General features: G+C 60.2%; 22 protein-coding genes. 12 read left to right on the forward strand and 10 right to left on the reverse strand.

What is annotated here, in order from left to right:
* The first annotated feature begins 26 nt into the window (after positions 1-26).
* Both EDD52_RS15465 and EDD52_RS15470 read left to right on the forward strand, forming a co-directional pair.
* Positions 27-2,390: a xanthine dehydrogenase family protein molybdopterin-binding subunit gene (locus EDD52_RS15465; RefSeq protein ID WP_132246584.1), complete on the forward strand. Its 2,364-nt coding sequence runs from the start codon at positions 27-29 to the stop codon at positions 2,388-2,390.
* A 107-nt stretch (positions 2,391-2,497) separates the two neighbouring features.
* Complete coding sequence (locus tag EDD52_RS15470; RefSeq protein ID WP_132246586.1) at positions 2,498-3,286, forward strand: FAD binding domain-containing protein; 789 nt, start codon at positions 2,498-2,500, stop codon at positions 3,284-3,286.
* 259 nt (positions 3,287-3,545) lie between these two features.
* On the opposite strand, the gene EDD52_RS15475 is transcribed toward EDD52_RS15470, so the two are convergent.
* The 8 genes from EDD52_RS15475 to EDD52_RS15510 form a co-directional block, all read right to left on the reverse strand.
* Positions 3,546-5,012, reverse strand: coding sequence for a mannitol dehydrogenase family protein (locus EDD52_RS15475; protein WP_132246588.1), 1,467 nt, complete (start codon positions 5,010-5,012; stop codon positions 3,546-3,548).
* 1 nt (position 5,013) lies between these two features.
* Positions 5,014-5,787, reverse strand: coding sequence for an L-iditol 2-dehydrogenase (locus EDD52_RS15480; protein ID WP_132246590.1), 774 nt, complete (start codon positions 5,785-5,787; stop codon positions 5,014-5,016).
* On the reverse strand, positions 5,784-6,788 hold the full coding sequence (locus EDD52_RS15485) for an ABC transporter ATP-binding protein (protein WP_132246592.1): 1,005 nt from the start codon (positions 6,786-6,788) through the stop codon (positions 5,784-5,786). Before EDD52_RS15485 ends, EDD52_RS15480 begins: the two co-directional genes overlap by 4 nt.
* Positions 6,789-6,798: 10 nt before the next feature.
* A complete protein-coding gene (locus EDD52_RS15490) occupies positions 6,799-7,629 on the reverse strand; it encodes a carbohydrate ABC transporter permease (protein WP_132246594.1) in 831 nt (276 codons plus the stop codon).
* 13 nt (positions 7,630-7,642) lie between these two features.
* Complete coding sequence (locus EDD52_RS15495; RefSeq protein ID WP_132246596.1) at positions 7,643-8,506, reverse strand: carbohydrate ABC transporter permease; 864 nt, start codon at positions 8,504-8,506, stop codon at positions 7,643-7,645.
* 113 nt (positions 8,507-8,619) lie between these two features.
* Positions 8,620-9,921: an ABC transporter substrate-binding protein gene (locus EDD52_RS15500; RefSeq protein ID WP_132246598.1), complete on the reverse strand. Its 1,302-nt coding sequence runs from the start codon at positions 9,919-9,921 to the stop codon at positions 8,620-8,622.
* A 106-nt stretch (positions 9,922-10,027) separates the two neighbouring features.
* Positions 10,028-11,053, reverse strand: coding sequence for a LacI family DNA-binding transcriptional regulator (locus EDD52_RS15505; protein ID WP_207906040.1), 1,026 nt, complete (start codon positions 11,051-11,053; stop codon positions 10,028-10,030).
* Between the two features lie 260 nt (positions 11,054-11,313).
* Positions 11,314-11,778: an Lrp/AsnC family transcriptional regulator gene (locus EDD52_RS15510; protein WP_132246600.1), complete on the reverse strand. Its 465-nt coding sequence runs from the start codon at positions 11,776-11,778 to the stop codon at positions 11,314-11,316.
* Positions 11,779-11,885: 107 nt separating this feature from the next.
* Between EDD52_RS15510 and EDD52_RS15515 the strand changes: the two genes are divergently transcribed.
* The 10 genes from EDD52_RS15515 (at position 11,886) to EDD52_RS15560 (ending at position 22,560) form a co-directional block, all read left to right on the forward strand.
* Positions 11,886-13,346, forward strand: coding sequence for an aminotransferase class V-fold PLP-dependent enzyme (locus EDD52_RS15515; RefSeq protein ID WP_132246602.1), 1,461 nt, complete (start codon positions 11,886-11,888; stop codon positions 13,344-13,346).
* Positions 13,343-14,680 (forward strand): MFS transporter, encoded by a 1,338-nt coding sequence (locus EDD52_RS15520; RefSeq protein WP_132246604.1) that lies wholly within the window; start codon positions 13,343-13,345, stop codon positions 14,678-14,680. The genes EDD52_RS15515 and EDD52_RS15520 overlap by 4 nt, the downstream gene beginning before the upstream one ends.
* A gap of 37 nt (positions 14,681-14,717) precedes the next feature.
* Positions 14,718-16,190: an NAD(P)-binding domain-containing protein gene (locus EDD52_RS15525; protein WP_132246606.1), complete on the forward strand. Its 1,473-nt coding sequence runs from the start codon at positions 14,718-14,720 to the stop codon at positions 16,188-16,190.
* Complete coding sequence (locus EDD52_RS15530) at positions 16,187-16,669, forward strand: hypothetical protein (RefSeq protein WP_132246608.1); 483 nt, start codon at positions 16,187-16,189, stop codon at positions 16,667-16,669. Before EDD52_RS15525 ends, EDD52_RS15530 begins: the two co-directional genes overlap by 4 nt.
* Positions 16,666-17,253: a peroxidase-related enzyme gene (locus EDD52_RS15535; RefSeq protein WP_132246610.1), complete on the forward strand. Its 588-nt coding sequence runs from the start codon at positions 16,666-16,668 to the stop codon at positions 17,251-17,253. Before EDD52_RS15530 ends, EDD52_RS15535 begins: the two co-directional genes overlap by 4 nt.
* 112 nt (positions 17,254-17,365) lie before the next feature.
* The gene (locus tag EDD52_RS15540) at positions 17,366-18,469 is read left to right on the forward strand and encodes an NAD/NADP octopine/nopaline dehydrogenase family protein (RefSeq protein ID WP_132246806.1); all 1,104 of its coding nucleotides are present in this window, start codon (positions 17,366-17,368) and stop codon (positions 18,467-18,469) included.
* Positions 18,470-18,519: 50 nt separating this feature from the next.
* Complete coding sequence (locus EDD52_RS15545) at positions 18,520-19,626, forward strand: ABC transporter substrate-binding protein (RefSeq protein WP_132246612.1); 1,107 nt, start codon at positions 18,520-18,522, stop codon at positions 19,624-19,626.
* Positions 19,627-19,811: 185 nt separating this feature from the next.
* Positions 19,812-20,690 (forward strand): ABC transporter permease, encoded by an 879-nt coding sequence (locus EDD52_RS15550; RefSeq protein ID WP_243651970.1) that lies wholly within the window; start codon positions 19,812-19,814, stop codon positions 20,688-20,690.
* A complete protein-coding gene (locus EDD52_RS15555) occupies positions 20,687-21,472 on the forward strand; it encodes an ABC transporter permease (protein ID WP_132246616.1) in 786 nt (261 codons plus the stop codon). The genes EDD52_RS15550 and EDD52_RS15555 overlap by 4 nt, the downstream gene beginning before the upstream one ends.
* 2 nt (positions 21,473-21,474) lie before the next feature.
* Positions 21,475-22,560, forward strand: a complete 1,086-nt coding sequence (locus tag EDD52_RS15560; RefSeq protein WP_132246618.1) for an ABC transporter ATP-binding protein — start codon at positions 21,475-21,477, stop codon at positions 22,558-22,560.
* A gap of 67 nt (positions 22,561-22,627) precedes the next feature.
* Here the strand turns inward: EDD52_RS15560 and EDD52_RS15565 are convergent, their stop codons facing one another.
* Positions 22,628-23,212, reverse strand: a complete 585-nt coding sequence (locus EDD52_RS15565) for an ester cyclase (RefSeq protein ID WP_132246620.1) — start codon at positions 23,210-23,212, stop codon at positions 22,628-22,630.
* Between the two features lie 131 nt (positions 23,213-23,343).
* A complete protein-coding gene (locus EDD52_RS15570) occupies positions 23,344-24,894 on the reverse strand; it encodes a winged helix-turn-helix domain-containing tetratricopeptide repeat protein (RefSeq protein ID WP_165907563.1) in 1,551 nt (516 codons plus the stop codon).
* Positions 24,895-25,087 lie beyond the last annotated feature (193 nt).

The following is a 25,087-nucleotide window of genomic DNA, read 5'->3' on the forward strand; positions in this document are numbered from 1 at the left end:
CCCACCATCCCAAGGGAGGATCATTCATGCCGAAAGATCATGGCATCGGAGCCAGCAGCAAGCGCCGCGAGGACGTGCGCTTTCTGACAGGCACCGGCAATTATACCGACGACATCAACGTTCACGGCCAACTATACGTGCATTTCCTGCGCTCTGACGTGGCGCATGGCCGGATCAACAAGGTCGACACCGCTGCGGCATCTGAAATGCCGGGCGTGGTGCGCGTCTTTACGGGTGCCGATTTCGAAGGCGTTGGCAGCATTCCCTGCGGCTGGCAGGTCACCGACCGCTTTGGCGAAGTGATGCAAGAGCCGCCGCACCCTGTGCTGGCGCAAGGCAAGGTCCGCCATGTCGGCGACCCGATTGCCGCGGTTGTCGCCGAAAGCCTGTCACAGGCGCGCGACGCGGCCGAGGCGATCGAGTTCGACATTGATGAGCTGCCCGCCGTTGTCGATATGAAAGAAGCGCTGAAAGACGGCGCACCCAAGGTGCATGACGACCTCAAGAACAACCTTTGCTACGACTGGGGGTTTGTCGAGGAAAACCGCGAGGCGGTGGACAAAGCGATCAAGGAAGCCGCCCATGTCACCACGCTTGAACTGGTGAACAACCGGCTTGTCGCCAACCCGATGGAGCCGCGCGTGGCGGTTGGCGACTACAATCGCGCCAATGACGAAAGCACGCTTTATACCACCAGCCAGAACCCGCATGTGATCCGGCTGCTGATGGGGGCATTTGTCCTTGGCATTCCCGAACACAAGCTGCGGGTGATCGCACCGGATGTGGGCGGCGGTTTCGGTACCAAGATCTTCCACTACGCCGAAGAGGCGTTCTGCACCTTTGCCGCCCGCCAGCTGGCGCGCCCGGTGAAGTGGACGTCTACCCGGTCCGAAGCATTCATGTCCGACGCGCATGGCCGCGATCACGTGACCAAGATCGAACTGGCGCTGGACAAGGACAACAACTTCACCGCGCTGCGCACCGACACCTATGCCAATATGGGGGCCTATCTGTCGACCTTCGCTCCCTCGGTGCCTACATGGCTGCACGGCACGCTGATGGCCGGTAACTACAAGACGCCGCTGATCTATGTGAATGTCAAAGCGGTCTTTACCAACACCGTTCCCGTGGATGCCTATCGCGGCGCTGGCCGCCCGGAGGCAACGTTCCAGCTGGAGCGTGTGGTGGACAAGGCCGCGCGCGAATTGGGCGTCGATCCGATTGCACTGCGGCGTCAGAACTTCATCTCTGAATTCCCATACGCGACGCCTGTCGCCGTGGAATATGACACTGGCGACTACACTGCCACGATGGACAAGCTGGAAGAGATCGCCGACATCGCGGGCTTTGCCGCACGGCGGAAGGAAAGCGAAGCCAAGGGCAAGCTGCGCGGGCTTGGCGTGAACTGCTATATCGAGGCTTGCGGCATCGCGCCGTCGAACCTCGTTGGTCAGTTGGGCGCGCGTGCGGGTCTGTACGAAAGCGCGACCGTCCGGGTCAACGCGACCGGATCGATCAGCGTGATGACCGGCAGCCACAGCCACGGGCAGGGGCACGAAACCGCCTTCCCGCAAGTGGTGGCAGAGATGCTGGGCATCCCCGAGGATCAGATCGACATCGTGCATGGCGACACTGCGCGCACGCCGATGGGCATGGGCACCTACGGGTCGCGCTCGCTCGCGGTTGGCGGGTCGGCCATGGTCCGAGCGACCGAGAAGATCATCAACAAGGCCAAGAAAATCGCCTCGCATCTGATGGAAGCCTCCGAGGCGGATATCGAGCTGAAAGACGGTCAGTTCACCGTTGCGGGCACCGACAAGTCGGTCGCTTGGGGCGATGTTACGCTGGCCGCCTACGTGCCGCATAACTACCCGCTCGAAGATATCGAACCGGGCCTCGAAGAGACGGCGTTCTACGATCCGTCAAACTTCACCTACCCGTCGGGCGCCTATGCCTGCGAGGTCGAGCTGGACCCGGATACCGGCAAGGTCACCGTTGAACGGTTCTCGGCCGCCGATGACTTTGGCAACATCATCAACCCGATGATCGTATCCGGCCAGGTGCATGGCGGGATCGCGCAAGGGGTCGGTCAGGCGCTTATGGAAAACTGCGTCTATGACGAAAACGGCCAGTTGCTGAGCGCCTCCTACATGGATTATGCGATGCCGCGTGCGGATGATGTTCCGTTCTACAGCGTCGATCATTCTTGCGTCACGCCCTGTACGCATAACCCGTTGGGCGTGAAGGGCTGCGGCGAGGCCGGGGCAATCGGATCTCCGCCCGCGGTGATCAATGCCGTGGTGGACGCGCTGCAATCTGGCGGACATGATGTGACCCATATCGACATGCCGGCTTCGCCCTCGCGGGTCTGGGCGGCGATGAACGGCTGAGATGAGAGGGCAGGTCCGGGGCATTGTCCCCGGACCCCCGACCTATTTGGGAACCAAAGAAGCAGGGGGCCGGCGCGCCGGGAACTGCTTTGGGAGAGGAAGAGACGATGTACAATTTCGACATTGTAAGGCCATCAAGCGTGGCCGATGCGGTTGCTGCCCTTGGGGAAGAGGATGCGCAGGCCCTGGGTGGCGGACAGACATTGATACCGACGTTGAAGCAGCGGCTGGCGAGCCCTGCCAAACTGGTCAGCCTCGCCGGGATCGCCGAGATGAAAGGCGTCTGCACGGGCGATGACGGTGTGCTTTGCATCGGGGGTGGGACCACCCACGGGACCGTCGCGGCAGAGGCCACGGCCTATCCGGCACTGGCCGCTCTGGCGGGCAATATCGGGGATCCCGCGGTGCGCAACCGGGGCACGATCGGCGGTTCGCTGGCCAATAACGACCCGTCGGCCTGTTATCCGTCTGCGGCACTGGCATCCGGCGCCACGATCGTGACCAACACGCGCGAGATTGCGGCAGATGACTTTTTCGAGGGCATGTTCACCACGGCGCTGAACGAGGGCGAGATCATCTGCGAAGTGCGCTTCCCGGTGCCCGAGAAGGCCAATTACCAGAAGTTCGAACAGCCCGCGTCGCGTTTTGCGCTGGTCGGTGTCTTCGTCGCGAAATACGCTGACGGTGTGCGTGTGGCTGTCACGGGCGCATCGAATGACGGCGTGTTCCGCTGGACCGAAGCCGAAGCGGCGCTGTCTTCGAACTTCTCGTCCAGCGCCTTGGATGGGATGTCCGTGTCGTCCGATGACATGATTGCCGACATGCACGGAAGTGCTGCATACCGGGCGCATCTGGTTGGCGTGATGACCAAGCGGGCCGTCGCCGCAGCGGGCTGACCGCTGAGCCATGACGTTTGAGACCCCCGGTTTTACCGCCGGGGGTCTTTTTTTGTGCTTGTGAATTTGGTGATTGTCCGGCGTCGGCGGCGAACCAAAATTGTGGCACGGCCATCCCCGCGCTGGTTGACTGAGCGCATCGGAAGCTCATCGACTTGGAAATGCGATCACCCGGCGAGAGTGCCGGGTGAAACTGCGCAATGGATTTGTCCGAGGGCAGGGGCCCCAGCGGGTTGCTCCCGGCTCACAAGGGCAGGGTTCAGGAGTGAAGATAGGCGCGCAATGCGGCCTCTGTCCCTTCATCGCGGATCATCCGCAGCCAGCGCAAGAAACTCTCGGCAAAGCGCGCGTTGTCGCCCAGATCGCCGTAAAGATCACGCTGTTCCAGCCAGGCCTGCGGGTCGTCCCGCGCGGCGAGGGCTGCGGCATTCAGCTTGTCCCATTGCGGATCGTTGGGTTCAATGATGCTGCCATCTTCGCGCGTGCCGGCGCACATCCGCGCCCAAAGCGCCTCTGTCAGCGCGAGCCCGTCAATCGGCGTACCTGCGTCCAGAGCGTCGCGTATGGTCGGCAGCAGGAACCCGGTATGCCGCGACGATCCGTCAAAGGCCACGCGCCGGACGGTGTCCACGATCTCGGGGTTTGAAAAACGGCTGCTGATCAGATCGACATAGGCCTCGGGCGTCATGCCGGGAACGGGATGGACCTGCGGGACAATCTCTTCCCCGGCCACCTTGCGGAAGAACGAGCCGATCAACGGATGCGCCATGCAGCCAGAGATGAACTCGACCGACAGGATCTCGCCGGGATTGGAGATGACCTGATGCCCGCCGTTGAGAATACGGATTTTCATCGCCTCGAAAGCGTGCACATCGTCGGTGAAGGTCGCGCCAACCTTGTCCCAATCCGGACGTCCGGCGCAGAAATCATCCTCGATGACCCACTGGCGGAAATTCTCATGCGTCACCGGGGCTGCATCGTCGATCCCGAATTCCTTGACCAGCGCCAGTTCCTTGGGGCCTGTGGCGGGCACGATGCAATCCACCATCGAGTTGGGGAAGGTGCAGTTGGCATCGATCCAGTCCGCAAGTTCCGGATCAGACATCCGCGCGAGGGAAACGACGGTCTGCCGCAATATCGCGCCGTTGCCTTGCAGGTTATCACAGCTTTGCGCGGTGAACGGCCCGGTGCCGGCCTCGCGTCGCTGCCGAAGTGCTGCGATCATCGCACCAAAGGCGGTGCGCGGCGTGTCCGGGTTTGTCGCATCATGCTGGATATCGGCATGGTTGGCGTCAAACCCCTTGGTCGCGGCGTCGATATAGTACCCGCCCTCGGTCACGGTCAGGGCAACAATTCGAATGGCGGGATCGGCCATCTTTTCGATCAAGGGTCCGTTGCCATCCTCGACCGGCACGAAGTCGATCATCGAGCCTACCACTTCGGCCGAGCGGCCTTTCGGGTCCAGCTCGATCAGGGTTGTCATGTAATCCTGCGCGGCCAGACGCTTGCGCTGAGCCTCGTCCCCTGCGCGCACGCCTGCGCCGATGATGGCCCAATCCTGCGCCAGACCCTGCTGCATGAGGCGATGAAGATACCACGCCTGGTGGCCACGGTGGAAATTACCAAGTCCGATATGGACGATACCCGGTGTCAGCGCGCCCCGGTCATAGGTCGGACGGGCGATGTTTTCGGGCAGGTCGTTGAGGGTCTCGTTGGACAGTTTCATGTCAGCTCATCCATTGGCCGCCGTCGACGTTATACGTCTGCGACAGAATGTAATCGGATTCGGAGGAGGCGAGGAAAATCGCCATTCCGGTGAGATCGTCAGGGGTGGCAAACCGGCCGGCGGGAACCCCCGCGGCGACCTCGGCCTTTTTCTGGCCGGGCGCCTTGCCTTCGAGCTTGGCAAACATCGCATCAACATGTTCCCAATGCGCGCCGTCGACGACACCGGGGGCAATGGCATTGACGTTGATGCCGTGCTTGATGAGGTTAAGACCGGCCGATTGCGTCATCGAGATCACCGCAGCCTTGGTCGAACAGTAAACCAAAACAAGGGGTTCGCCGCGCCTTCCGGCCTGGCTTGCCATGTTGATGATCTTGCCGCCATGGCCTTGCGCAATCATCTGGCGCGCCGCGGCCTGCATGGTGAAAAGGGTGCCCGCAACATTGACGGCATAAAGCCTGTCATAGCTTTCGCGGGTGATATCCACCGTCTCTGCCGCATCGAAAAGCGCCGCATTGTTGATCAGGATGTCCAGCTTGCCCGCCTTGTCCACGACCGTGCCGATAGCGGCATCGATACTGTCCTGGCGGGTGACATCAAGCTCTATAGCATAGGCGGCTTCGCCAATTTGGTCGGCTGCCTGTTTGGCCGCCGCCAGATTGATGTCCGCGATGGCGACCGTGGCCCCCTCGCGGACATACGCCTCGGCGAAACTCAGCCCGATCCCGCGCGCAGCGCCTGTGATCAGGGCTGATTTCCCCGCGAGCCGTTTCATTCGATCCGCAGGCCTTGCGCGTCGAACTTGTGCAGATGGGTCAGGTTCGGCGTCAGCCACACGGTGTCACCATGTTTCACGCCCACTTCGCCGCCCGCCCGCACGGTCAGCGGATCGCAACCGGGAACGCCGTGGATATGCATGAACGTGTCAGACCCAAGATGCTCTGCCACACCAACGGTGCCCTGCCACAGGCCTTCGGTGGTCGACACATCGATATGCTCGGGACGGATGCCGATCGTATGGGCGTTGTGCTTGGCAGCCTCGGCCCCTTCGATCAGGTTCATTTTCGGGCTGCCGATGAAACCTGCGACGAACTTGTTGCGCGGGGCGCGGTACAGTTCCAGCGGGCTGCCGACCTGTTCGATCACACCGGCCTGAAGAACGACGATCTTGTCGGCCATGGTCATGGCTTCGACCTGGTCGTGGGTCACGTAGATCATCGTGGTGGCCAGCTTGGTGTGAAGCTCCGAGATTTCCATCCGCATGCCGACGCGCAGCGCCGCATCCAGGTTGGACAGAGGTTCGTCAAAGAGGAATGCCGCGGGTTCGCGCACAATGGCACGGCCGATGGCGACACGCTGACGCTGACCACCCGACAGCTGCCCGGGGCGGCGGTCAAGATAGTCGGTCAGGTTCAGCGCCTTGGCCGCAGCAGCGATACGCTTGTCCTGCTCTTCTTTCGGCATCCCCGCCATTTTCATCGGGAAAGCGATGTTCTTGCGCACCGACATATGCGGGTAAAGCGCATAGCTTTGGAAAACCATGGCCAGTCCGCGTTTGGCGGGGGGCAGGCCCGTGGCATCCTTGCCGTCGATCTCGATATTGCCTGCGGTGGTGTCTTCCAGACCCGCGATCAGGCGGAGCAGGGTGGATTTACCGCAACCCGAAGGTCCGACAAACACCACGAATTCACCATCGTTGATTTCCAGGTCGAGCGGCGGGATGACAGTCACGTCGCCGAAGGATTTCTTGACCTGCTTGAGCTGAATATGTCCCATTTGTCTTTCCTTACTTCACAGCGCCGAAGGTCAAGCCCCGGACAAGTTGTTTCTGGCTGAACCAGCCAAGGATCAGGATCGGAGCGATGGCCATGGTCGAGGCGGCGCTCAGTTTCGCGTAGAACAGACCTTCAGGGCTCGAATAGCTGGCAATGAAGGCCGTGAGCGGCGCGGCCTTGGCCGCAGTCAGGTTCAATGTCCAGAACGCTTCGTTCCAAGCCAGGATGAAGTTCAGCAGCATTGTCGACGCGATCCCGGGAACCGCCATCGGCGTGAGGATATAGATGATCTCTTCCTTCAGGCTGGCGCCATCCATCCGGGATGCTTCCAGGATCTCACCCGGAATTTCGCGGAAATAGGTGTAGAGCATCCAGACGATGATCGGCAGGTTGATCAGCATCATCACGATGACAAGACCGGTGCGGGTGTCCAGAATGCCCATTTTGATGAAGATCAGGTAGATCGGGTAGAGAACACCCACCGCAGGCAGCATCTTGGTCGAGAGCATCCAAAGCAGGATGTCCTTGGTCCGTTTGCTGGGCACGAAGGCCATCGACCAGGCGGCCGGAACCGCGATGATCAGACCCAGGATGGTTGATCCGCCGGCGATGACCACCGAATTCCACAGGAAACGCATGTAGTTGGAGCGTTCCTGCACGACCGAGTAGTTTTCCAGCGTCCAGTCGAAGAACAGGAAGACCGGCGGGTCGCTGATGGCCTGCGCTTCTGTCTTGAAGCTGGTCAGGATGGTCCAGAGGATCGGGAAGAAGATCAGCAGACCGATCGTCCAGGCAATGGCGGTGTTCAGCGCCTTGCGGTTGTTTGTGACAGCACGTGCCATGTTTCGCTCCTCCCTAGTCCAGGTTTTTGCCGACGATGCGCATCAGGAAGATGGCAACGATATTGGCAAGAATGATGGCATAGACACCGCCTGCAGATCCCAAACCGATATTCTGGCTTTCCAGAACACGCTGGAAGATCAGGTAGGACAGGGTCCGCGTACCGAAGGCACCGCCGGTGGTCACAAAGATCTCTGCAAAGATCGACAGCAGGAAGATCGTCTGGATCAGGACCACGATCGTGATGGCCCGCGCCAGGTGCGGCAGGATCATGTAGATGAAGCGGCTGTGGAAGGGCGCGCCATCCATCTCTGCGGCTTCAAGCTGTTCGCTGTCCAGCGATTGAACGGCGGTCAGCAGGATCAGTGTCGCAAAGGGCAGCCACTGCCAGCTGACAATCATGATGAGCGACTGCATCGACGCTTGGCTAAGCCATTCGACGGGCGTGGCGCCAAAGAATTTCCAGATATGTGCGAACAGCCCGTTCACGGGGTCCATGAACATGTTCTTCCACACCAGCGCCGAAACGGTCGGCATCACGAAGAACGGCGCGATCACGAGGATGCGGACGATGCCCTGTCCCCACATCGGCTGATCAAGCAGCAGCGCAAGAATGATGCCAAGCACAATCGTGATGACCAGCACACCGCCAACGATGATCAGCGTTGTCTGGACGCTTGGCCAGAAGGAGCTGGAGCCTATGAAACGTACGTAATTGTCGAAACCGGCCCATCCCAGATCACCGCCGCGCAGCGGCAGGTAGTTCCGGAACGAAAACCATAGAGTCATGATCAACGGCACCAGCATCCAGCCCAAAAGCAGAATAACGGCAGGTGCCAACATGAACCTTGCAGCGGATCGTGATTGTTGGGTCGCCATGGACACATCTCCCCCGTTGACGGACGAACCGTCACAGATGATTGGTCAAAAATGAAAGATCAAAACTGGTGTCGGAGGGCGACGCCAAAGGCCGCCCTCCGGAACTGTGACGCTTAGTAGCCTGCGGCTTCCATCGCGTCGGTTGTCAGAGCCTGCGCCTTTTCAAGCGCTTCGTCGATGCTTTGCTGGCCTGCAAGAGCGGCCGAGAATTCCTGACCGACTTCGGTTGCAATACCCGCAAATTCCGGGATGGCTGCGAACTGAACGCCAACATAAGGAACCGGATCAACCGTCGGGTTCTGCGGATCGGCAGACAGGATGCTCTTGAGGGTCATCGACGCGAACGGAATGTCTTTGTAGTTCTCATTCTCGTACAGCGAGGTCCGCGCACCCGGAGGAACGTTGGCCCAACCTTCATTTGCCGCAACAAGCTCGATATAGTCTTTCGAGGTTGCCCACTCTACGAACTCTTTCGCAGCGGCTTCTTTCTGGGTGCCGGCAGGAATGCCAAGTGCCCAGGCCCAAAGCCAGTTGGAGTTCTTGCCAAGACCGGTATTCGGTGCCAGCGCAAAGCCAACCTTGTCAGCAACGGTGGAGTCGTCAGGGTTGGTCACGAAAGAGGCCGCAACCGTCGCGTCGATCCACATGCCGCACTTACCCTGTTGGAACAGCGACAGGTTTTCGTTGAAACCATTGGTCGATGCACCGGGAGGGCCCGCGTCATTCATCAGGTTGACGTAGAATGTAAGCGTTTCTTTCCACGCGGGCTGATCGAACTGGGCATTCCAGTCTTCGTCAAACCAACGCGCGCCAAAGGCGTTCGACGTCGCGGTGAGGAACGCCATGTTCTCACCCCAACCGGCCTTGCCGCGCAGGCAGATGCCGTAGATCTCGTTGTCCTTGTCGGTCATGGCGCGTGCAAGTGCCGCAACCTCTTCCCAAGTCGGTGCTTCGGGCATTTCCATGCCAGTCGCTTCAACAAGATCGGTGCGGTACATGATCATCGAGCTTTCGCCGTAGAAGGGCGCGGCATACATGGTGCCGTCATAGCTCAGACCACCGCGCATGGCGGGCAGAATGTCGTCGGCATCGTATTCTTCAGACAGATCGTCCATTGCGACGAGCCAACCGTTTTTGGCCCAGATCGGCGTTTCATACATACCGATTGTCATCACATCAAAGGCACCACCCTTGGTGGAGATGTCGGTGGTGACGCGCTGACGCAGCACGTTCTCTTCCAGCGTCACCCATTCGACCGTGTGCCCGGTCTTTTCGGTGAAGTCGGCGGTGAGACCCTGCATGCGGATCATGTCACCGTTGTTCACGGTGGCAATGGTCAGCTCCTCGGCAAAAGCGGCGGTCGCGGAGACCGACACAAGTGCGGTTGCGGCGCAGAGTGCGTTTCTCAAATTCATACTGGTTCCTCCCTGGAACTGCTTTGGTGCAGTAGTACGAATTAACCCTGCGTCGCGGAACGAGTCAATAAAAAACTTTACTCACGTAAACTTTTCAAGCGAACGCCTAAGCGGAAGACCGCAACACAAGATTCCCTTTGAACAAGGTCTCAACCCTAGATTGATACTTGTTGCCCCCGTTGATCAAGTCAAAAAGAATCTCGACGCTCCGGTCGGCAATAGATGAGTAATCCTGCGAAACGGTTGTCAGGGGAGGGCAGGTGTAGCGTGACCAGGGATGGTCGTCATGCCCGGCAATGCGCATCGCGCATTCGGGTCCGTGGCCCACGCGCAGGCCTTTCTGATAGGCGGCCGCGATCAGGCCGATGGCAAGCCGGTCGTTGCTGCACAGAACAGTGTTCGAGGGCAGGGCGCGTTGTTCGATCAGCCGCTTGCCGCCTTCAAGGCCGATCTGTTCAAACTCCCATGAAGCGCCATCCACCTGAACGATTTCCGGCGTCTGGCCCAGGTTTTCCATCGCCATGACATAGGCTTCCCTGCGCTTGTTCGCGTTCGGGTTCAGCGGTGGCATCTCGAAAAAACAGGGCGGCTCCCCCGTCCGGCACAGGTAATCGACGATAAGCTCTGTGCTTTGAAAATTGTCATGCCCGACAAATGCCTCGCCGACATTAACATTGCTGTCGAAGACAACCGTGGGAACATCTTCTGCAAACCGCCGCACCGCTTCGAAATCCGACCGGCGACCCAAGGGCGCAATCAGCGCACCGGCGGGGCGCAGCGACTGCATCGTCGCCAGCGCGTTGTTTTCAAGCTCCTGCTCGCCATGCGCGCTGAAGACAGTGGGCCAGAAACCCGCTTCGATACAGCTAAGCTCTATCCGGCGGGCGATTTCGGCAAAGAACGGATCGGCAAGATAGGGGACCAGAATGCCGATCGTCTTGGTCAGCTTGCGGTTCTGGTTGATCGCGAAAATATTCGGCCGGTAGTCATATTTCTCGAGGGCGGTCTCGATTTTCTGTCGGGTGGTTTTGCGCACGCTTTCGGGGTCGTTGAAGTATTTCGAAAGCGTCGGGCGAGAGATGGAGCTTACTTTCGCCAGCTCATCCATGTTCTTGATTTTCTGTCCGGCCAAGCGTTATGCCCCTGTTTTATCATGCGTGTCTGTCAGCGTTCGCGCCACAATGAACCGATTTTTTTCGTCAAGATCATAACTTTACGCACGTCATCTTTCGTTGACCTTAAGTCTCAAACTTGCCCCTCGTCAAGAATCTTGTCGTTTGGTAAAGTTTTGAAGCAGGGCGGCGCACCGGTTTTCGGGGACAGTAGCACCTGCGCCGCGCCCAGGCCGATCGACCGGTATCCAAGTCTGACAAGGGCGGTGTTTTTGGGCGTTCAGGTCAGCGGGATGGGGCGTTGCTCTGCAATGGCTTCCATCGCGAAGTAGGAGGTGACGGTTTCCAGCTCGATCTCTTCGATCAGCCGTTTGTAGACACGGTCATAGCTGGTCATGTCCTGCGTCACGATCTTCAGCAGATAATCATATTCGCCGCCGATGCGGAAAAAGTCGATCACTTCCGGGATTTTGGTGACTTGCTGGCGAAATTCCTTCAGCCAGCTGGCCGAGTGGTGCCGCGTCTTCACCATGACAAAGACAACCAGCCCCATGCCCAGTTGCTTTCGGTCAAGCACAACGGTGCGATTGCGCAGGATGCCCGCACCCTCAAGCGTCTTGAGCCGCCGCCAGCACGCGTTTTGTGACAAGCCGATCCGGTCGCTCAGCGCGCGTTGCGACTGGGCGGAATCGCGTTGGAGCTCTTCAAGGATGCGCTTGTCAATATGATCTAACTTCAGGGTCATTCACCGTTCATATGATAGCATATTGGTGTCTACAAGGTAAATTTAGGTGAATATTTTTCCAGATCAGGTGTCATGCTTCATATGAACCAACAGTGCACGGAGCCGGGATGTCGCCTCTAGACGAATTCAGATCATCACTTGCCGGGCCAGAGCTCGCAAGCCGGTTGCGGGACGGGTTGATCGGTGACGGCGTGATGATCGATGGCCCCTTCGGGGCACGGCCTTTGCTGTATGCGGACTATGTGGCCTCCGGGCGGGCGCTGGCTCAGGTCGAGGATTTCATTCGCGACCGCGTGCTGCCCTATTATGCCAACAGCCATACGCAAGCCTCCTTCTGCGGCGCATTCACCACGCGTCTGCGCGAGGCCGCGCGTGCAGAAATTGCCCGCCTGACAGGGGCAGGGCCGGATACGAGCGTTGTTTTCACCGGCTCTGGGTCGACGGCCGGTCTGAACCGTCTGGTTGGTTTGCTGGACATTGCCGGGATCACCGCACGCGGCGGGCGTGTGGCGCTGATCCTGGGCCCCTATGAGCATCATTCCAACCTGTTGCCGTGGCGCGAAAGCGCCGCCGACGTCACTGAAATCCCGGAACATCCGGGCGGCGGGCCGGATATGCAGGCTCTGAACGATGCGCTTGTCGCCGCGAAGGGGGCGGATCTGATTGTCGGGTCTTTCTCGGCCGCGTCCAATGTCACGGGTATCGTGACGGATGTGGATGCCGTGACGCGTATGCTGAAACAGCACGGCGCGCTTGCCATCTGGGATTATGGCTGTGCCGCTCCTTACACGGAAATGGACATGCGGGCGGGCAGTTCGGCCGAGAAGGACGCGATTGTTTTCTCTCCGCACAAGTTTCCCGGCGGACCGGGATCATCCGGGATCATGATTCTGCGCGACGACATTGCCCGCAGTGCGCGCCCGACCCTGCCGGGTGGCGGAACCGTCAGCTTCGTATCGCCTTGGGGCCATGTCTATTCGTCGCGCCTCAGCGACCGCGAAGAGGGCGGCACGCCCAATGTTCTGGGGGATATTCGCGCGGCGCTTGCGCTGATGGTCAAGGATGCACTGGGTCAGGCCTGGATGGATGCGCGCCAAGAGGACCTGCGCGCACGGGCGCTGAAGGTCTGGTCGGAAAATCCGCGCATGGAGCTGCTGGGCCAGCAAGGCGCAAAGGCGTTGCCGATCTTCAGCTTTCGCGTCCGAGACGGCGCGGGCGGCTATGTGCATCATCAATTCTTCACCCGTTTGCTCAGCGATGTATACGGCGTTCAGGCGCGCGGCGGCTGTGCTTGTGCAGGGCCTTACGCGCATCGCCTGCTGGGACTGGACGAGGCGCGCTCTGCGTCCATGCGCCGGGCCATCGAGAATGGTGAAGAGCTTGAAAAGCCGGGCTGGGTTCGGCTGAACCTTTCGGCTTTGCTGACCGACGAGAAGGCGGATGCCATCATTTCGGCGGTGGACAAGCTGGCGCTTGCAGCGTCAGACTATGTGCATCATTACCGGGCCGATCCCGCGACCGCCCGATTCACTCCTATCGCCCCAGTCGAAGAAGACCTCGCATCGTGACCGGACCACTGGCAAATCCTTCCTTCCGTCGCCTGTTCACGGCGCAGATATGTTCGCTCGTGGGGGTTGGTTTGCTGACGGTTGCGTTGTCGCTTGCCGCCTACCGCATCGGTGGGGTGGCTGCGGGTGGCAAGGTGCTTGGGCTGCTTCTGGCGCTGAAAATGGTGGCCTACGTTCTGCTTGCACCATTGGCCGAGACCCTGCTCGCCGGAGTGTCACGCAAACGCGCCATGGTGGGGCTGGATCTTGGGCGCATGCTGATCCTGCTGCCAATGGTGTTTACGACGCAAACCTGGCACGTCGCCGCGCTGGCCTTTGCCTTTTTCGTGCTGGCCGCCGGGTTCACGCCGCTATTTCAGTCGGTTATCCCGGATGTTCTTCCCGATGAGGAGGATTATACGCGCGCGCTGGCCTGGTCCCGGATCGCCTACACGCTTGAGGCGGTGCTAAGCCCGGTGATCGCCGCCGCGGTTCTGAACCTTGTAACTGCCGAGGGGCTGTTCATCGCCGCAGCGCTGGCCTTTGCAGGCTCCGTCCTCGCGCTTCTGGCAACCCGGTTTCCGCCCCGGGGCGAGGCCGCCCGCAAGGGGCCATTCGTGCAGCGCGCCGCGCGCGGCATGTGGATTTACGGCCGGACGCCACGGCTGCGCGGGCTCTTCCTGCTGAATTTCGCGCTGTCGCTCGCCATGGCTTGGGTGTTGGTCAACTCGGTCGTCTATGCGGGTGCGCGACTGGACGATGCCGAACGGTTCTACCCGATCCTGATGGCCTTTTACGGCTTGGGGGCGGCAAGTGGCGCCGTCATCGTGCCGCGTCTGCTCAAACGGGTCAGCGAGCGTACGGCCATGCTTGCCGGGGCGTTCGGTTTTGCTGCGGTGGGGGCCGGGTTTTCGCTGCTGCCCACACCTGCATTTGCGCTTATGGCAGCCGCCTGGATCGCGTTCGGCGCCGCCTCTTCGCTGGTGCTCACGCCCGGTGGTCTGGTGATCACCCGCTCTGCCAGCCAGTCAGACCGGGCCGCGGTATTCGCTGCGCAATTCTCTCTCAGCCATGCGGGCTGGCTGGTCGCCTATCCTCTTTCCGGATGGCTCGCGGCAGCCCTTCCGCTGGAGACGGCTCTGCTCATCCTTTCCGTGACCTGTGCGCTGTTCGCAGCCCTGGCCACGCGTGTCTGGGCAGCCGATGACCCATTGGAGCGCCCACATAACCACCCGGACCTTCCCGACAACCACCCGCATCTTCTGAACGTCCCCGCAAAGGGGGCCCAACACCGCCATGTACATGCTTACCGGATCGACGAAATCCATCCGGTCTGGATGGACAGGGCAGGTTGATGCTGAACTGATTCACATAACTTCGTAGGATGACTACATGCAGATGACGGAAGCGAGTCCCATTGACGGACAGGGCCTACCCGCACTGGAAGCGCGGTTGAAGGAAGACCTCGAGTTCCTGTGCTATCCCGGCAAGGACTGGGTACCGCAAAGTGAAGGTGTCTCGGATGTCGTGATCATCGGCGGTGGCATGTGCGGCATGGTGGCATGGCTTGCCCTGAAAACGGGCGGCATGCAGAACATCCGCATCCTCGACCGCTCAGAGGCTGGAAATGAAGGCCCGTGGCTTAGTTATGCGCGGATGGAAACACTGCGCTCCCCGAAAGTGCTGACGGGTCCGGCCTATGGGCATGGGTCGTTGACCTTCCAGGCGTGGTACCGCGCGCAGTTTGGAACGGCGGCATGGGAAGAGCTGGACAAGATCCCGCGCCCGATGTGGATGGAATACCTTAAGTGGTACCGAGAGGCTCTTGATATCCCGATTGAAAATAGCGTCTCCGTTGACAAGGTGGAACCCGAGGGCGACCTGCTGCGCCTGACGCTGTCCGGCACGCAGAGCGGCACGGTCCTGACCCGAAAACTGATCTTCGCCACCGGGCGCGACGGCACGGGCGGGCCGAATATTCCCGGTTTCATCCGCGATCTGCCGCGTGATCTTTGGGCGCATAGTGCCGATGACATCGACTTTGACGCGCTCAAAGGCAAGCGCGTCGCGGTGATCGGCGTTGGCGCCTCTGCGGTCGATAACGCCGCCGAAGCGCTGGAGCATGGCGCGGCCGAGGTTCGTCATCTGGTGCGGCGCAAGGAGATGCCGCGGATCAACAAGATGATGGGCATTGGCAGTTTCGGCTTCACCGCAGGATATGCCGCGCTGCCTGACGAATGGCGCTGGCGGTTCATGCAGTACAGCTTTGCCACCCAGACGCCGCCGCCGCATGGGTCGACGAAACGTGTCAGTCGCCATCCCAACGCCTATTTCCACTTTGGCAAGGAAACCACGAGGATCGAGAAGCGCGGCACGTCGGCTGTCGTTCACTTCGCGGACGGCACATCCTACGAGGCGGATTTCGTGATCTTCGGGACCGGGTTCGTGATCGATCCGATGGCACGGACCGAATTTGGCGAGACCGCGGGCGACATCCTCCTGTGGCAGGACGTCTATACGCCCCCCGAAGGCGAAGAATCCGGCGATCTGGGGCGTTTTCCGTATCTGAACGAAGATTTCACCTTTCGCGAAAAGCATCCCGGCACGGCGCCCTGGCTCAGCAATGTCTATTGCTTCAACTACGGCGCCTCGGCCAGCCTGGGTAAGGTCAGCGGCGATATTCCGGGGATCAGCGACGGGGCCGCATGGCTGGCGCGGTCGGTGGCAGCAACGCTTTACGCTGAAGACGTGCAGACCCATTGGCAAGCCATGCTGGACTATGACACGCCAGAGTTGAAAGGTGATGAATGGGAGCCGACAGAGCTTGAGCTTGGCGCGCAAACGCGAGAAGGTCAGGTTGCATGACCTACACTGACACCACCACATTCACCATCGCAGGCCTTCCCGAAAGCGGCTCCGTAGCGGACGCAGTCGCCACCCGTGCGAAGATTTTTGCAATGACCCAAGCCGCCGAGGAAGCGGTCCTGCGGCCACAGGACTGCGGCGCGTTTTCGCATACGCTTCGCGCCGGGCTGGCGGCACGCGTGGCGCAGCAAGCCAAGGACGAGGCGCTGGCGCAGCACTATCTGAAGGGCGCGGGCGAATACGCAAACCTGACCGACTTGGCAGAGACGGGCGCCGGGCAGGGGCTTCGGACGGTTGTGACCTTTGTCGACAAAGTCGCTAATCAGACCCGCGATATTTCGGCCGAGGATATTGCCGGACTACAGGCCGAGGGCGTCGCAGATGCCGATATCGTGCGGCTGTGCGAACTCGTTGCCTTTCTGGCCTATCAGAGCCGGGTGATTTCCGGGCTGCGGCTGATGCAGGGGGCCGCGGAATGAGCAGGATCATTCACAAGTTCACCCGCAACGTGCCGCACTGGCAGCCCCGCGTCACGCCGGTCAAACTGGCCGAGGCGACCGAGGCGCAGCTTGAAGCGCTGCAGGTGACGCCGTCCAACACCAAAGTGTCGGACTACGTGCTGACATTGGCGCATGATGTCGAAAGCCTGAAAGTCCGCTCGCCGCTCTTCAATGCAATCATGTATGATCCCGGCGGGATGAGCCGGGCAGAGCGCGAGCTGGGCGCACTTGGCGCGTCCATGGTCAACCGCTGCATCTATTGCGCGGCCGTTCACGCGGACCGCCATGCAAAGATTGAAAAAGATACCAGCGTCACCGATGCGCTTTTCGCAAAGGGTGAAGATGCTGACCTAAGTGACCGGAACAGAGCGATTTTCGACTTTGCCCGCAAATCCGCCGAAGCGCCACCCTCTGCTGGCGCGGCAGAGGTTTCAGCCCTGCGCGATGCGGGCTTGTCCGACGAAGAAATCCTGGACCTGATCCTGTCCTCGGCCTTGTTTGGCTGGGCCAATCGCCTGATGCATGTGCTGGGCGATCCTGTCCGTAAAGAAGTTTCCGCCTGACGCGGGTCATGACCTTTCGGTCTGGTGGCAACCTGTACGCCGCCGTATCCAGTTTGTTGTTTTGCACGCAACCAGTCCCGGCATCCGGGCCTGAAAAGGGAAAGAATTGACGTTGACGCAGGCCAAGGTAGGTATCGCAGGTGCAGGTTCCATCGCTTTCGGAACAGCTGCATTGCTGCATGAACAAGGGCATGACCCGATGCTGTGGTCCCCGTCAGGGGCAAGGACGCAAGCCCTGCAAGATGGGCCCCTGAACGCGTCAGGTGCCATCGAGGCCGCGTTTTCGCCGCGGGTTGCATCGTCGCCTCAACAACTGGCCGAGGAAAACGACGCGCTCTTGATCGCGCTGCCGGGCTATGGGCACAAGACCGTTCTGGATGCGCTGGCGCCGCATATCCGCGAAGGGCAGCATGTCATCATTTCGTCCCATGCGTCGCTGGGGGCGGTCTACCTGACGCAATTGCTCGCCGCGCGCGGCATCAACGCACCGGTCACGGCATGGGGCACCACCGTGGTGACCGGGCGGCGGCAGGAGGGCGCCAATGTTCAGGTCAACACCATCCGCGCCCGCGTGGATCTGTGTACTGTCCCCGAAACCCGCGCTGATTGCGCTCTGGCTGTGTGCAAACGCCTGTTCGGCGACAGGTTCCAGCCGCGCGACGGGCTTTTGGCGATTTCACTCTCCAACCTCAATCCGCAGAACCATCTGGGCATCGCACTCGGCAACATCACCCGGATGGAACGTGGCGAGACGTGGAGCCAGGGGCAGAACGTGACCCCCAAAGTGGGTCGGCTGCTGGAGCAGCTGGATCTGGAACGGCTTGCCATTGCAGAGGCGCTTGGCCTGAGCGTCCGGACGATCTTTGAGCATTTCCATCTCAGCTTTCACGTGCCGGTCGCGTCGATTTCCGAGATGAACCAGCAGATGCACGCACAGGGCAATGGCGGCACCGGGCCAGCCACCGCCGACAGCCGCTACGTGACAGAGGACGTTCCCTACGGGCTGCAACTTACGGCAGTTCTGGGGCGGCTGGTGGCTAGACCCGCGACGCTGCACGAGGCCGGCATACAGATATTCTCGGCCATGTATGGCCGCGATTTTGCCCGTGAAAACGATATTCTGAACGCGCTGGAGCTTGACCGCTTCGGCCTTGAAGACCTGCAACAGGCTGCCCGTACCGGGCTGTTGCGGGGCACGCCGGAACCGGTGACTTGAAAAGATACGGGAAACTTTGATCCAACAAATCCAACAAGGAGAACACTCACATGACCAAACTCATTTACAACCGCCGCCGTTTTCTGGGCACTGCCGCCATGACCGGTGCGGCCCTTGCCAGCCCCGCCTATTTGCGCCGTGCCCATGCGGCGGGCGGCGAGGTGAACATCTGGACCTATAACGATTTCGTCCCGGCCGCATTCAAAGAGCAATTCGAGGCGGAAACCGGCATCAAGGTGAATGTCCGTCTGGTCGATGACCAGGGCAAGCAGTTCAACCTGCTGGCCGCCGAACAGCCCAACCCCACGGTCGACATCATGACCGTTGCGGGCCACCGGTTCCTGCAATTCATCGAAAGCGATCTGCTGGATCCCCTGGACACCGGACGGCTGTCGAACTGGGACAAGATCAACCCGACATTTTCGGAAAGCGACTGGTCGACGATCAATGGCGAGAAATGGGGCGCGCCGATCCTGTCGGGCATGGAGGTCCTGTCCTACAACACCGAGCTGGTCAGCGAAGAAGAGGCCCTGACATGGGACACGCTCTTCAGCGAGAAATACAAAGGCCGGACTGCTTATATCATTCAGGACATGATGTCGATCGTCATGCTGATGAAGGGCTATGACGGCAACATGGTCGAATATAAGGACGACCCCGAAAAGGCGGCGGCGATTGTTCAGGAAGTGCAGGAGTTCCTGATCGAGAAGAAGCCGCTTGTGCGCAAATACTACGATGGCGGCGCAGAGTTCCAGCAGATGATGATCAATCAGGACATCGCGTTGGGCCATAGCTGGAATGGCCCTGCCGCGGCGCTGATCAATGACGGCTTCCCGCTGGCAATGACCATCCCGCGCGAGGGCTCTTATGGGTTTGTCTACACCTACAACATCGCCAAGAACGCACCCAATGCGGACAACGCCTATACCTTCCTTGATGCGATCCTCGCCTCGCCGGAGATTGGCGCAGCCATGACGAAAGCGTCGGGCTTCATTTCGACCTACAAGGATGCCACGCAGTATCTGACAGAGCTTGAGAAGAAATCGACCAGCTTCCCGGACGAACAACTTGCCAATCTGCAGTTCTTCCGCGCCGAAGCCAACGAGATCAAGTACAGCCTGATCGACGTGGCCGTCGAGAAGGTGAAAGCGTCCTGACGCCTTCCTGATACCAGCTTCCGACCGGGTCCGCCCGGTCGGAAAACCTCCGCACTCACTCGGAAAGTAGGAATTGGATGACACTTGATACCTCGACGGCAACTGATGCCCGTTCGGGAGACCCGAAAGATGGGGGTCGGTCCGTTTGGGCGCGCCTTGCAACGTGGACGCCTTATCACGCGATGATGAGCCTGGTGACGGCCTCACCACGGCGACAATTCCTGATCCTTGCGATCTTTCCCATCATCTGGGTTCTTACCCAGCACCTTGGGCCGATGCTTCAGATGCTGCGCGTCAGCCTGACCGATGCCTACCCCGTAGCCCCCGGGGTCGAGCAGAACCTGACCCTTGACAACTATGCCCGGTTCTTTGCCGACAGCATCTTCATGATGCCGTTTTTCCGGACGCTGGTCTATGCGGCGGTCTTTACCTTCTGCACGCTGATCATCACCTATCCGGTGGCCTATTTCCTGGCGCGCCATGTCAGCCGCAAGAACCAGATGCTGATGCTCTTGCTTCTTCTGACGCCGTTCTGGGTCGGAGAGATCGTGCGCACCTACGCGATCATGATCTTGCTGGGCAACACGGGCGCATTGAACCTTGCGCTGAAATGGCTGGGCCTGATCGAGCAACCGATCCCGTTCATGTACACCTCTTTTTCGATGGGGGTGGGCGTGGTCTATCTGACGGCGCTTTACATGCTTCTACCGCTTTATTCCGCGCTGGAGAAACTGCCCAAATCCATGAACGAGGCCGCCGCCGATCTGGGCGCGGGACCGTGGACGCGTTTTCGCCGTGTCACCCTTCCCATGTCGATCGAGGGTATCTCTTCGGGCTGTACGTTGGTCTTTCTCATCTCCACCGGTTTTTACGCCGTCGCTGTCTTGCTGGGCGGGCCGTCGACCACGGTCTTTGCTGAGACGATTGCCGGGTTCTTCCATGTCGCGGGGGATCAGTGGCCCACGGGTGCGGCCTTTGCCACGATCATGTTTGCAACCGCTCTGCTGATCACCGGGGTGTTCCAGATGATCATGAAGTCCTTGCGTAAGGGAGACCTGACATGATGCGCGGCAACCGGATATTCCTGACCTGTTTTTACTGGGCCTTCGTCCTTTACGTCTTCATCCCGCTGATCTTGATGATCACGATGGGGTTCAAGGACAGCAAGTTCATCGGCTTTCCGATCCGGTCCTGGACGCTGGATTGGTACGCGTCGGTATTCTCCAATACCGAGATCCTGTCGACCTTCGGTTACTCGGTCACCATCGCGGTTCTGGCAACCCTGATCTCTGTCTTCGTCGGCACCTGGATCGCGGTCCTGCTGGAAGGGCGCAAGTTCTGGGGCCGCATGGTTATCATGGGTCTGACGGTCATGCCTGCGCTGGTACCGGGCATCATTTCGGCCATCGCCTTCCGCATCTACGCACGCCTTCTGGGGATAGAGCCCGGCATGGGCGCGATTGTCTGGTCGCATGCGGTGCATACCGTGCCATTCGTGGCACTGGTCGTGATGGCGCGGCTGTCGACCCTGCCGAAAAGCCAGATCGAGGCGGCGCGCGATCTTGGGGCCGATCCGTTGATTGCCTTTGTCAGGATCACGCTGCCATACCTTATCCCCGCCATTATCGGCGCTTCGATCTTCTGCATGTTGATCAGCTTTGACGACTTCGTCCGCTCCTTCTTCCTTGGGGGGTACGAGCCGACGCTGCCTGTCTTGATCTTCGCCAAGCTGAGATCGGGCATGTCGCCCGAGATCAACGCAATCGCCACAGTGGCGCTTGTCCTGACCGCCGCCATCGGCATCTGGGCAGAGCGTTTCACCCGCCGCATGAACAAGGATTCCTGAACATGACCGATCAAACACCCCTTGTCCGGATCGAGGGCGTCTCGAAGCATTTCGGCGACACCGTGGCGCTGGACAACCTGACGCTGGACATCGCACGCGGCGAGTTCGTGACCTTTCTCGGCCCGTCGGGCTGCGGCAAGTCCACCACATTGCGCATCCTTGGCGGGTTCGAAAGGCCGACCTCTGGCCGGGTCATCCTTGACGGCAAAGATGTCACCACCCAGCCGCCGGAAAAGCGGCAGGTGAACATGGTCTTTCAGGACTACGCCCTGTTTCCGCATATGACGGTAAAGCAGAACATCTCTTTCGGGCTGGAGTTGAAAGGGATGGACAAGCGGGGCATTCAGCGGCGCTCGGACGAGATCATGGCCTTTCTGGAGCTCTCTGCCTTTGGTGACCGCTATCCCGGTCAGCTGTCGGGCGGGCAGCGTCAGCGCGTGGCACTGGCGCGCGCATTGGCGCCGAATCCGGCACTTCTGCTGCTTGACGAACCGCTCGGCGCGCTGGATGCCAAGCTGCGCGGACAGGTTCAGCAAGAGCTGAAATCGATCCAGCGCCGGACGAACAAAACCTTCTTCTTTGTCACCCACGATCAGGAAGAGGCGTTGACCATGTCCGACCGGATCGTTGTCATGAACCAGGGCAAAGTCGAACAGGACGGCACGCCGGAAGACCTGTATTTCCATCCCGCGAGCCGCTTTGTCGCCGAATTCATTGGCGAAACCAACCTTCTGTCCGGCGAGATGCGCGGGCATGAGGATGGCGCAGTGGTGATGGATTGGTTCGGGCAAACCCTGCGCGGCCACGCGCCCGCCGGTGCGCCCCGGACGGGTGCGCCGATCACCGCGTCAGTACGACTGGAGAAACTGGGTTTTCACGCCGAACGGCCTGCCACGGCAAATGCGGTTCAGGGCAAGGTCGTCGGAAAGACCTTCCTTGGCAGCCGTATGGCGGTGGATCTTATGATCGAGGATGCGCAGGGCGCGACCTTGCGGGCCTTCGTCGATGCCGAAACCGGTCAGACGGTGGGCGCAGATCCGGTCTGGGTCGGATGGGACAGCGACAGCATGGCCGTGCTGCGCGATTGAACTGGCGATTGCGTCAGGCGCGGGCAGGGCGGGCTCAGGCCCGCCCGGCAATCAGGTTACGACTGGCTCAATTCGCCTCAAGCGTGGCGGAGGGTGCCTGAACAAGGGTCAATCTCGGCTTCGGTGCCGCAATCCCGGCCTGCCGGTAGTATTCCGAAGCATTGAACCAACCGCGAGAGCATTTGATCTTCGTACCATCCTCTAGATCCCATTCGCTCCAGCCGGAAAACCGGAGCGCTTTGCCGGTTTCGACGTGGTGGCCGGTCAACGTCCACAGATATGCGACCTGATCGCCCGCGATCCGACAGCCGTCACATACAAGCGACAGGTTGGGGACCTCGTCCAGAAAATCCTCGACCAGATTGGCCAGATTGGCCGCGCCCCGCATGACGGGCCCGCCATTTATCGAAACCTCGCAATTGGGAGTGAAGAACTCGACAACAGACTCGGAGTTGCCACTGTTCCATGCAGCAGTGTAGCCCGCTACCATCCCGGAGGCAGCGCCGCCAGGATCAGCCGTTGGACCATCCCCTTGCGGGAACCGAAGAGGCGGTTTACGCGCGAACTCTGCCGCATTGGGGCGTTCTTTGTGCTGCCCGGATAGTACGTCGTTAACCGACACAACGCGGAGATTTGGTTTGCCATGTTGCATGATGTGTCACGACCCCCCGTGAATTTTCACTGGCAAGGTAGGTGCCAGTTGAACTCATGAGCCTGAATGCAACCTGTATGCGCCATAACGTCGGCTAAAAATTCATAAATAACGTTGCGTAAGTAACTGGTTTAGCGCCGTTCACAAACGGATTTCGGCAACGCGAGGCCCGCCGCGACGTGCAAATAGTGCTGCGCCCGTTTGCGGTATTCAACGTTTGAGGTGAGCCAGTGACCGGCCAGACGCGCATCGATCAGCGCCGGGGCGACCTTTTCCAGCTTGTAAAAGGCATCGCGCGCGCCGTCATAATCGCCCAGTCCGACCCGCGCGAGTGTCGACAACAGCAGCGCCGAGGCGGATTCGGTCGATTCCGAAAGCGACGCATCGGCGGCGCTGCGTGCGGCCGCGTAGTTACCCAACACAACATTGCAAAAGCCAAGCATGGATTGCATCACACCGCGGGAGGGATCTCGCGGGCTTCGGCGCAGCGCGGCCTCGATCAGGGGCAGCCCCGCTTCGGCGTCGCCATAATGCGCCTCGCACACACCCAGCCAACCCAGCGTGATCGCACAATTGGGGTTCATCTCATGAGCGTTGCGCAGCACCGTCATCCCCGACTGGTAATCCTTGTCCACGAAATGGAGCAACGCCTGCACCCGCCGCGCGTGGTGGTCTGTGGGGTCGGCCGCGATTGCGCGTTTGGAGGTGTCGAACCCGTCCCGCAGCGACTTTTCAACAGATCCCGACGCACCGTAGTAAGCATCCCACCACGCGACCCAGGCCAGCACGCGCCATGCCAGGGCAGAGCTTTCATTGCGCGCAAGCGCTTGTCGGGCAAGGTTCCGTGCCTTGTCGCGAAGGCCGAATTCCGGGCTCATTTGTGCCGTGGACACCACCGACCATGCCTGCATTGCCAGACCATGAGCGGTCAGATCCTCGGGTTGGGCGATGCTGATGCGCGCGGCTTCGGCACGGTCGATCTGCGGGGCGAGGCAGCTTACAATGGCCCGTGCCACCATGGTCTGGGTGTCGAAATGGCCTGCAAGGTCACGATCGAATGTCTCGGCCCAGACCTGCCCACCATTGGCGGCATCGACCAGTTGCGCTGTCACGCGCACACGGTCGGCCGTTGCACGGACGCTGCCTTCGACAACATATCGCACGCCCAGTTCCTGCGAGATGACGGGCAGGGCGCGCGGCATCTGGCGGTAGGCATAAGCGGAGTTGCGGGCCACCACGAAAAGATCGCGAAAGCGCGACAGCTCCGTCGTGATATCTTCGACAAACCCATCTGCGAGCCAGTCCAGATCTGCGTCGCCGCCCAGGTTTGTGAAGGGCAAGACAACGACAGAAGGGCGGTCCGGCAAGCTCAGCGGGGTCGCTGTGCCATTGGCAATCTCCAGCGCAAAACGCAGGCCGCGGCTTGGGACCGTCACGATCGCTTCCGGGCCAAGGATGCGGCGAAGATTGGCAACCTGCACGTTGAGATTGTTGTCCCCGACCACGGTGCCGGGCCAGACATGGGCCATAATTTCGTCCCGCCCGACCACCCGATCGCGTTGTTCGATCAGCAATTCGAGAAGGTCATAGGCACGGCCACCGATTGGAATATCTTCCTCTCCGCGGCAAAGCCTTCGCGTTTTGCGATGCATCGTGAAATCGGAAAATCTGATACTGTCCATCATCTCAATTTTACTGTTTGTAAATTAGTGTAGTAATCCAATTCGAAGACTGGGCGGGGCACAAGGGAAAACTCGGTTACGGAGCCTCTGCGCTGCGATTTCCTGAAAGTTTGGATTGCCCTGTCTCTTCAATCGTCCGCTCTGGTGGTTTGTAGGGTCTGGTGTGGTGCGAAATTCCGCTGCGCGATCGTGG

The organism is Primorskyibacter sedentarius, from assembly GCF_004342065.1.
In the GTDB taxonomy this organism is placed as follows: Bacteria; Pseudomonadota; Alphaproteobacteria; order Rhodobacterales; family Rhodobacteraceae; genus Primorskyibacter; species Primorskyibacter sedentarius.

Bases quoted from the DNA above. Each gene is read 5' to 3' on its own strand.
- EDD52_RS15465 (WP_132246584.1), top strand. From the start codon at position 27: ATGCCGAAAGATCATGGCATCGGAGCCAGCAGCAAGCGCCGCGAGGAC.
- EDD52_RS15470 (WP_132246586.1), top strand. From the start codon at position 2,498: ATGTACAATTTCGACATTGTAAGGCCATCAAGCGTGGCCGATGCGGTT.
- EDD52_RS15475 (WP_132246588.1), bottom strand. From the start codon at position 5,012: ATGAAACTGTCCAACGAGACCCTCAACGACCTGCCCGAAAACATCGCC.
- EDD52_RS15480 (WP_132246590.1), bottom strand. From the start codon at position 5,787: ATGAAACGGCTCGCGGGGAAATCAGCCCTGATCACAGGCGCTGCGCGC.
- EDD52_RS15485 (WP_132246592.1), bottom strand. From the start codon at position 6,788: ATGGGACATATTCAGCTCAAGCAGGTCAAGAAATCCTTCGGCGACGTG.
- EDD52_RS15490 (WP_132246594.1), bottom strand. From the start codon at position 7,629: ATGGCACGTGCTGTCACAAACAACCGCAAGGCGCTGAACACCGCCATT.
- EDD52_RS15495 (WP_132246596.1), bottom strand. From the start codon at position 8,506: ATGGCGACCCAACAATCACGATCCGCTGCAAGGTTCATGTTGGCACCT.
- EDD52_RS15500 (WP_132246598.1), bottom strand. From the start codon at position 9,921: ATGAATTTGAGAAACGCACTCTGCGCCGCAACCGCACTTGTGTCGGTC.
- EDD52_RS15510 (WP_132246600.1), bottom strand. From the start codon at position 11,778: ATGACCCTGAAGTTAGATCATATTGACAAGCGCATCCTTGAAGAGCTC.
- EDD52_RS15515 (WP_132246602.1), top strand. From the start codon at position 11,886: ATGTCGCCTCTAGACGAATTCAGATCATCACTTGCCGGGCCAGAGCTC.
- EDD52_RS15525 (WP_132246606.1), top strand. From the start codon at position 14,718: ATGCAGATGACGGAAGCGAGTCCCATTGACGGACAGGGCCTACCCGCA.
- EDD52_RS15530 (WP_132246608.1), top strand. From the start codon at position 16,187: ATGACCTACACTGACACCACCACATTCACCATCGCAGGCCTTCCCGAA.
- EDD52_RS15535 (WP_132246610.1), top strand. From the start codon at position 16,666: ATGAGCAGGATCATTCACAAGTTCACCCGCAACGTGCCGCACTGGCAG.
- EDD52_RS15545 (WP_132246612.1), top strand. From the start codon at position 18,520: ATGACCAAACTCATTTACAACCGCCGCCGTTTTCTGGGCACTGCCGCC.
- EDD52_RS15550 (WP_243651970.1), top strand. From the start codon at position 19,812: ATGAGCCTGGTGACGGCCTCACCACGGCGACAATTCCTGATCCTTGCG.
- EDD52_RS15555 (WP_132246616.1), top strand. From the start codon at position 20,687: ATGATGCGCGGCAACCGGATATTCCTGACCTGTTTTTACTGGGCCTTC.
- EDD52_RS15560 (WP_132246618.1), top strand. From the start codon at position 21,475: ATGACCGATCAAACACCCCTTGTCCGGATCGAGGGCGTCTCGAAGCAT.
- EDD52_RS15565 (WP_132246620.1), bottom strand. From the start codon at position 23,212: ATGCAACATGGCAAACCAAATCTCCGCGTTGTGTCGGTTAACGACGTA.
- EDD52_RS15570 (WP_165907563.1), bottom strand. From the start codon at position 24,894: ATGGACAGTATCAGATTTTCCGATTTCACGATGCATCGCAAAACGCGA.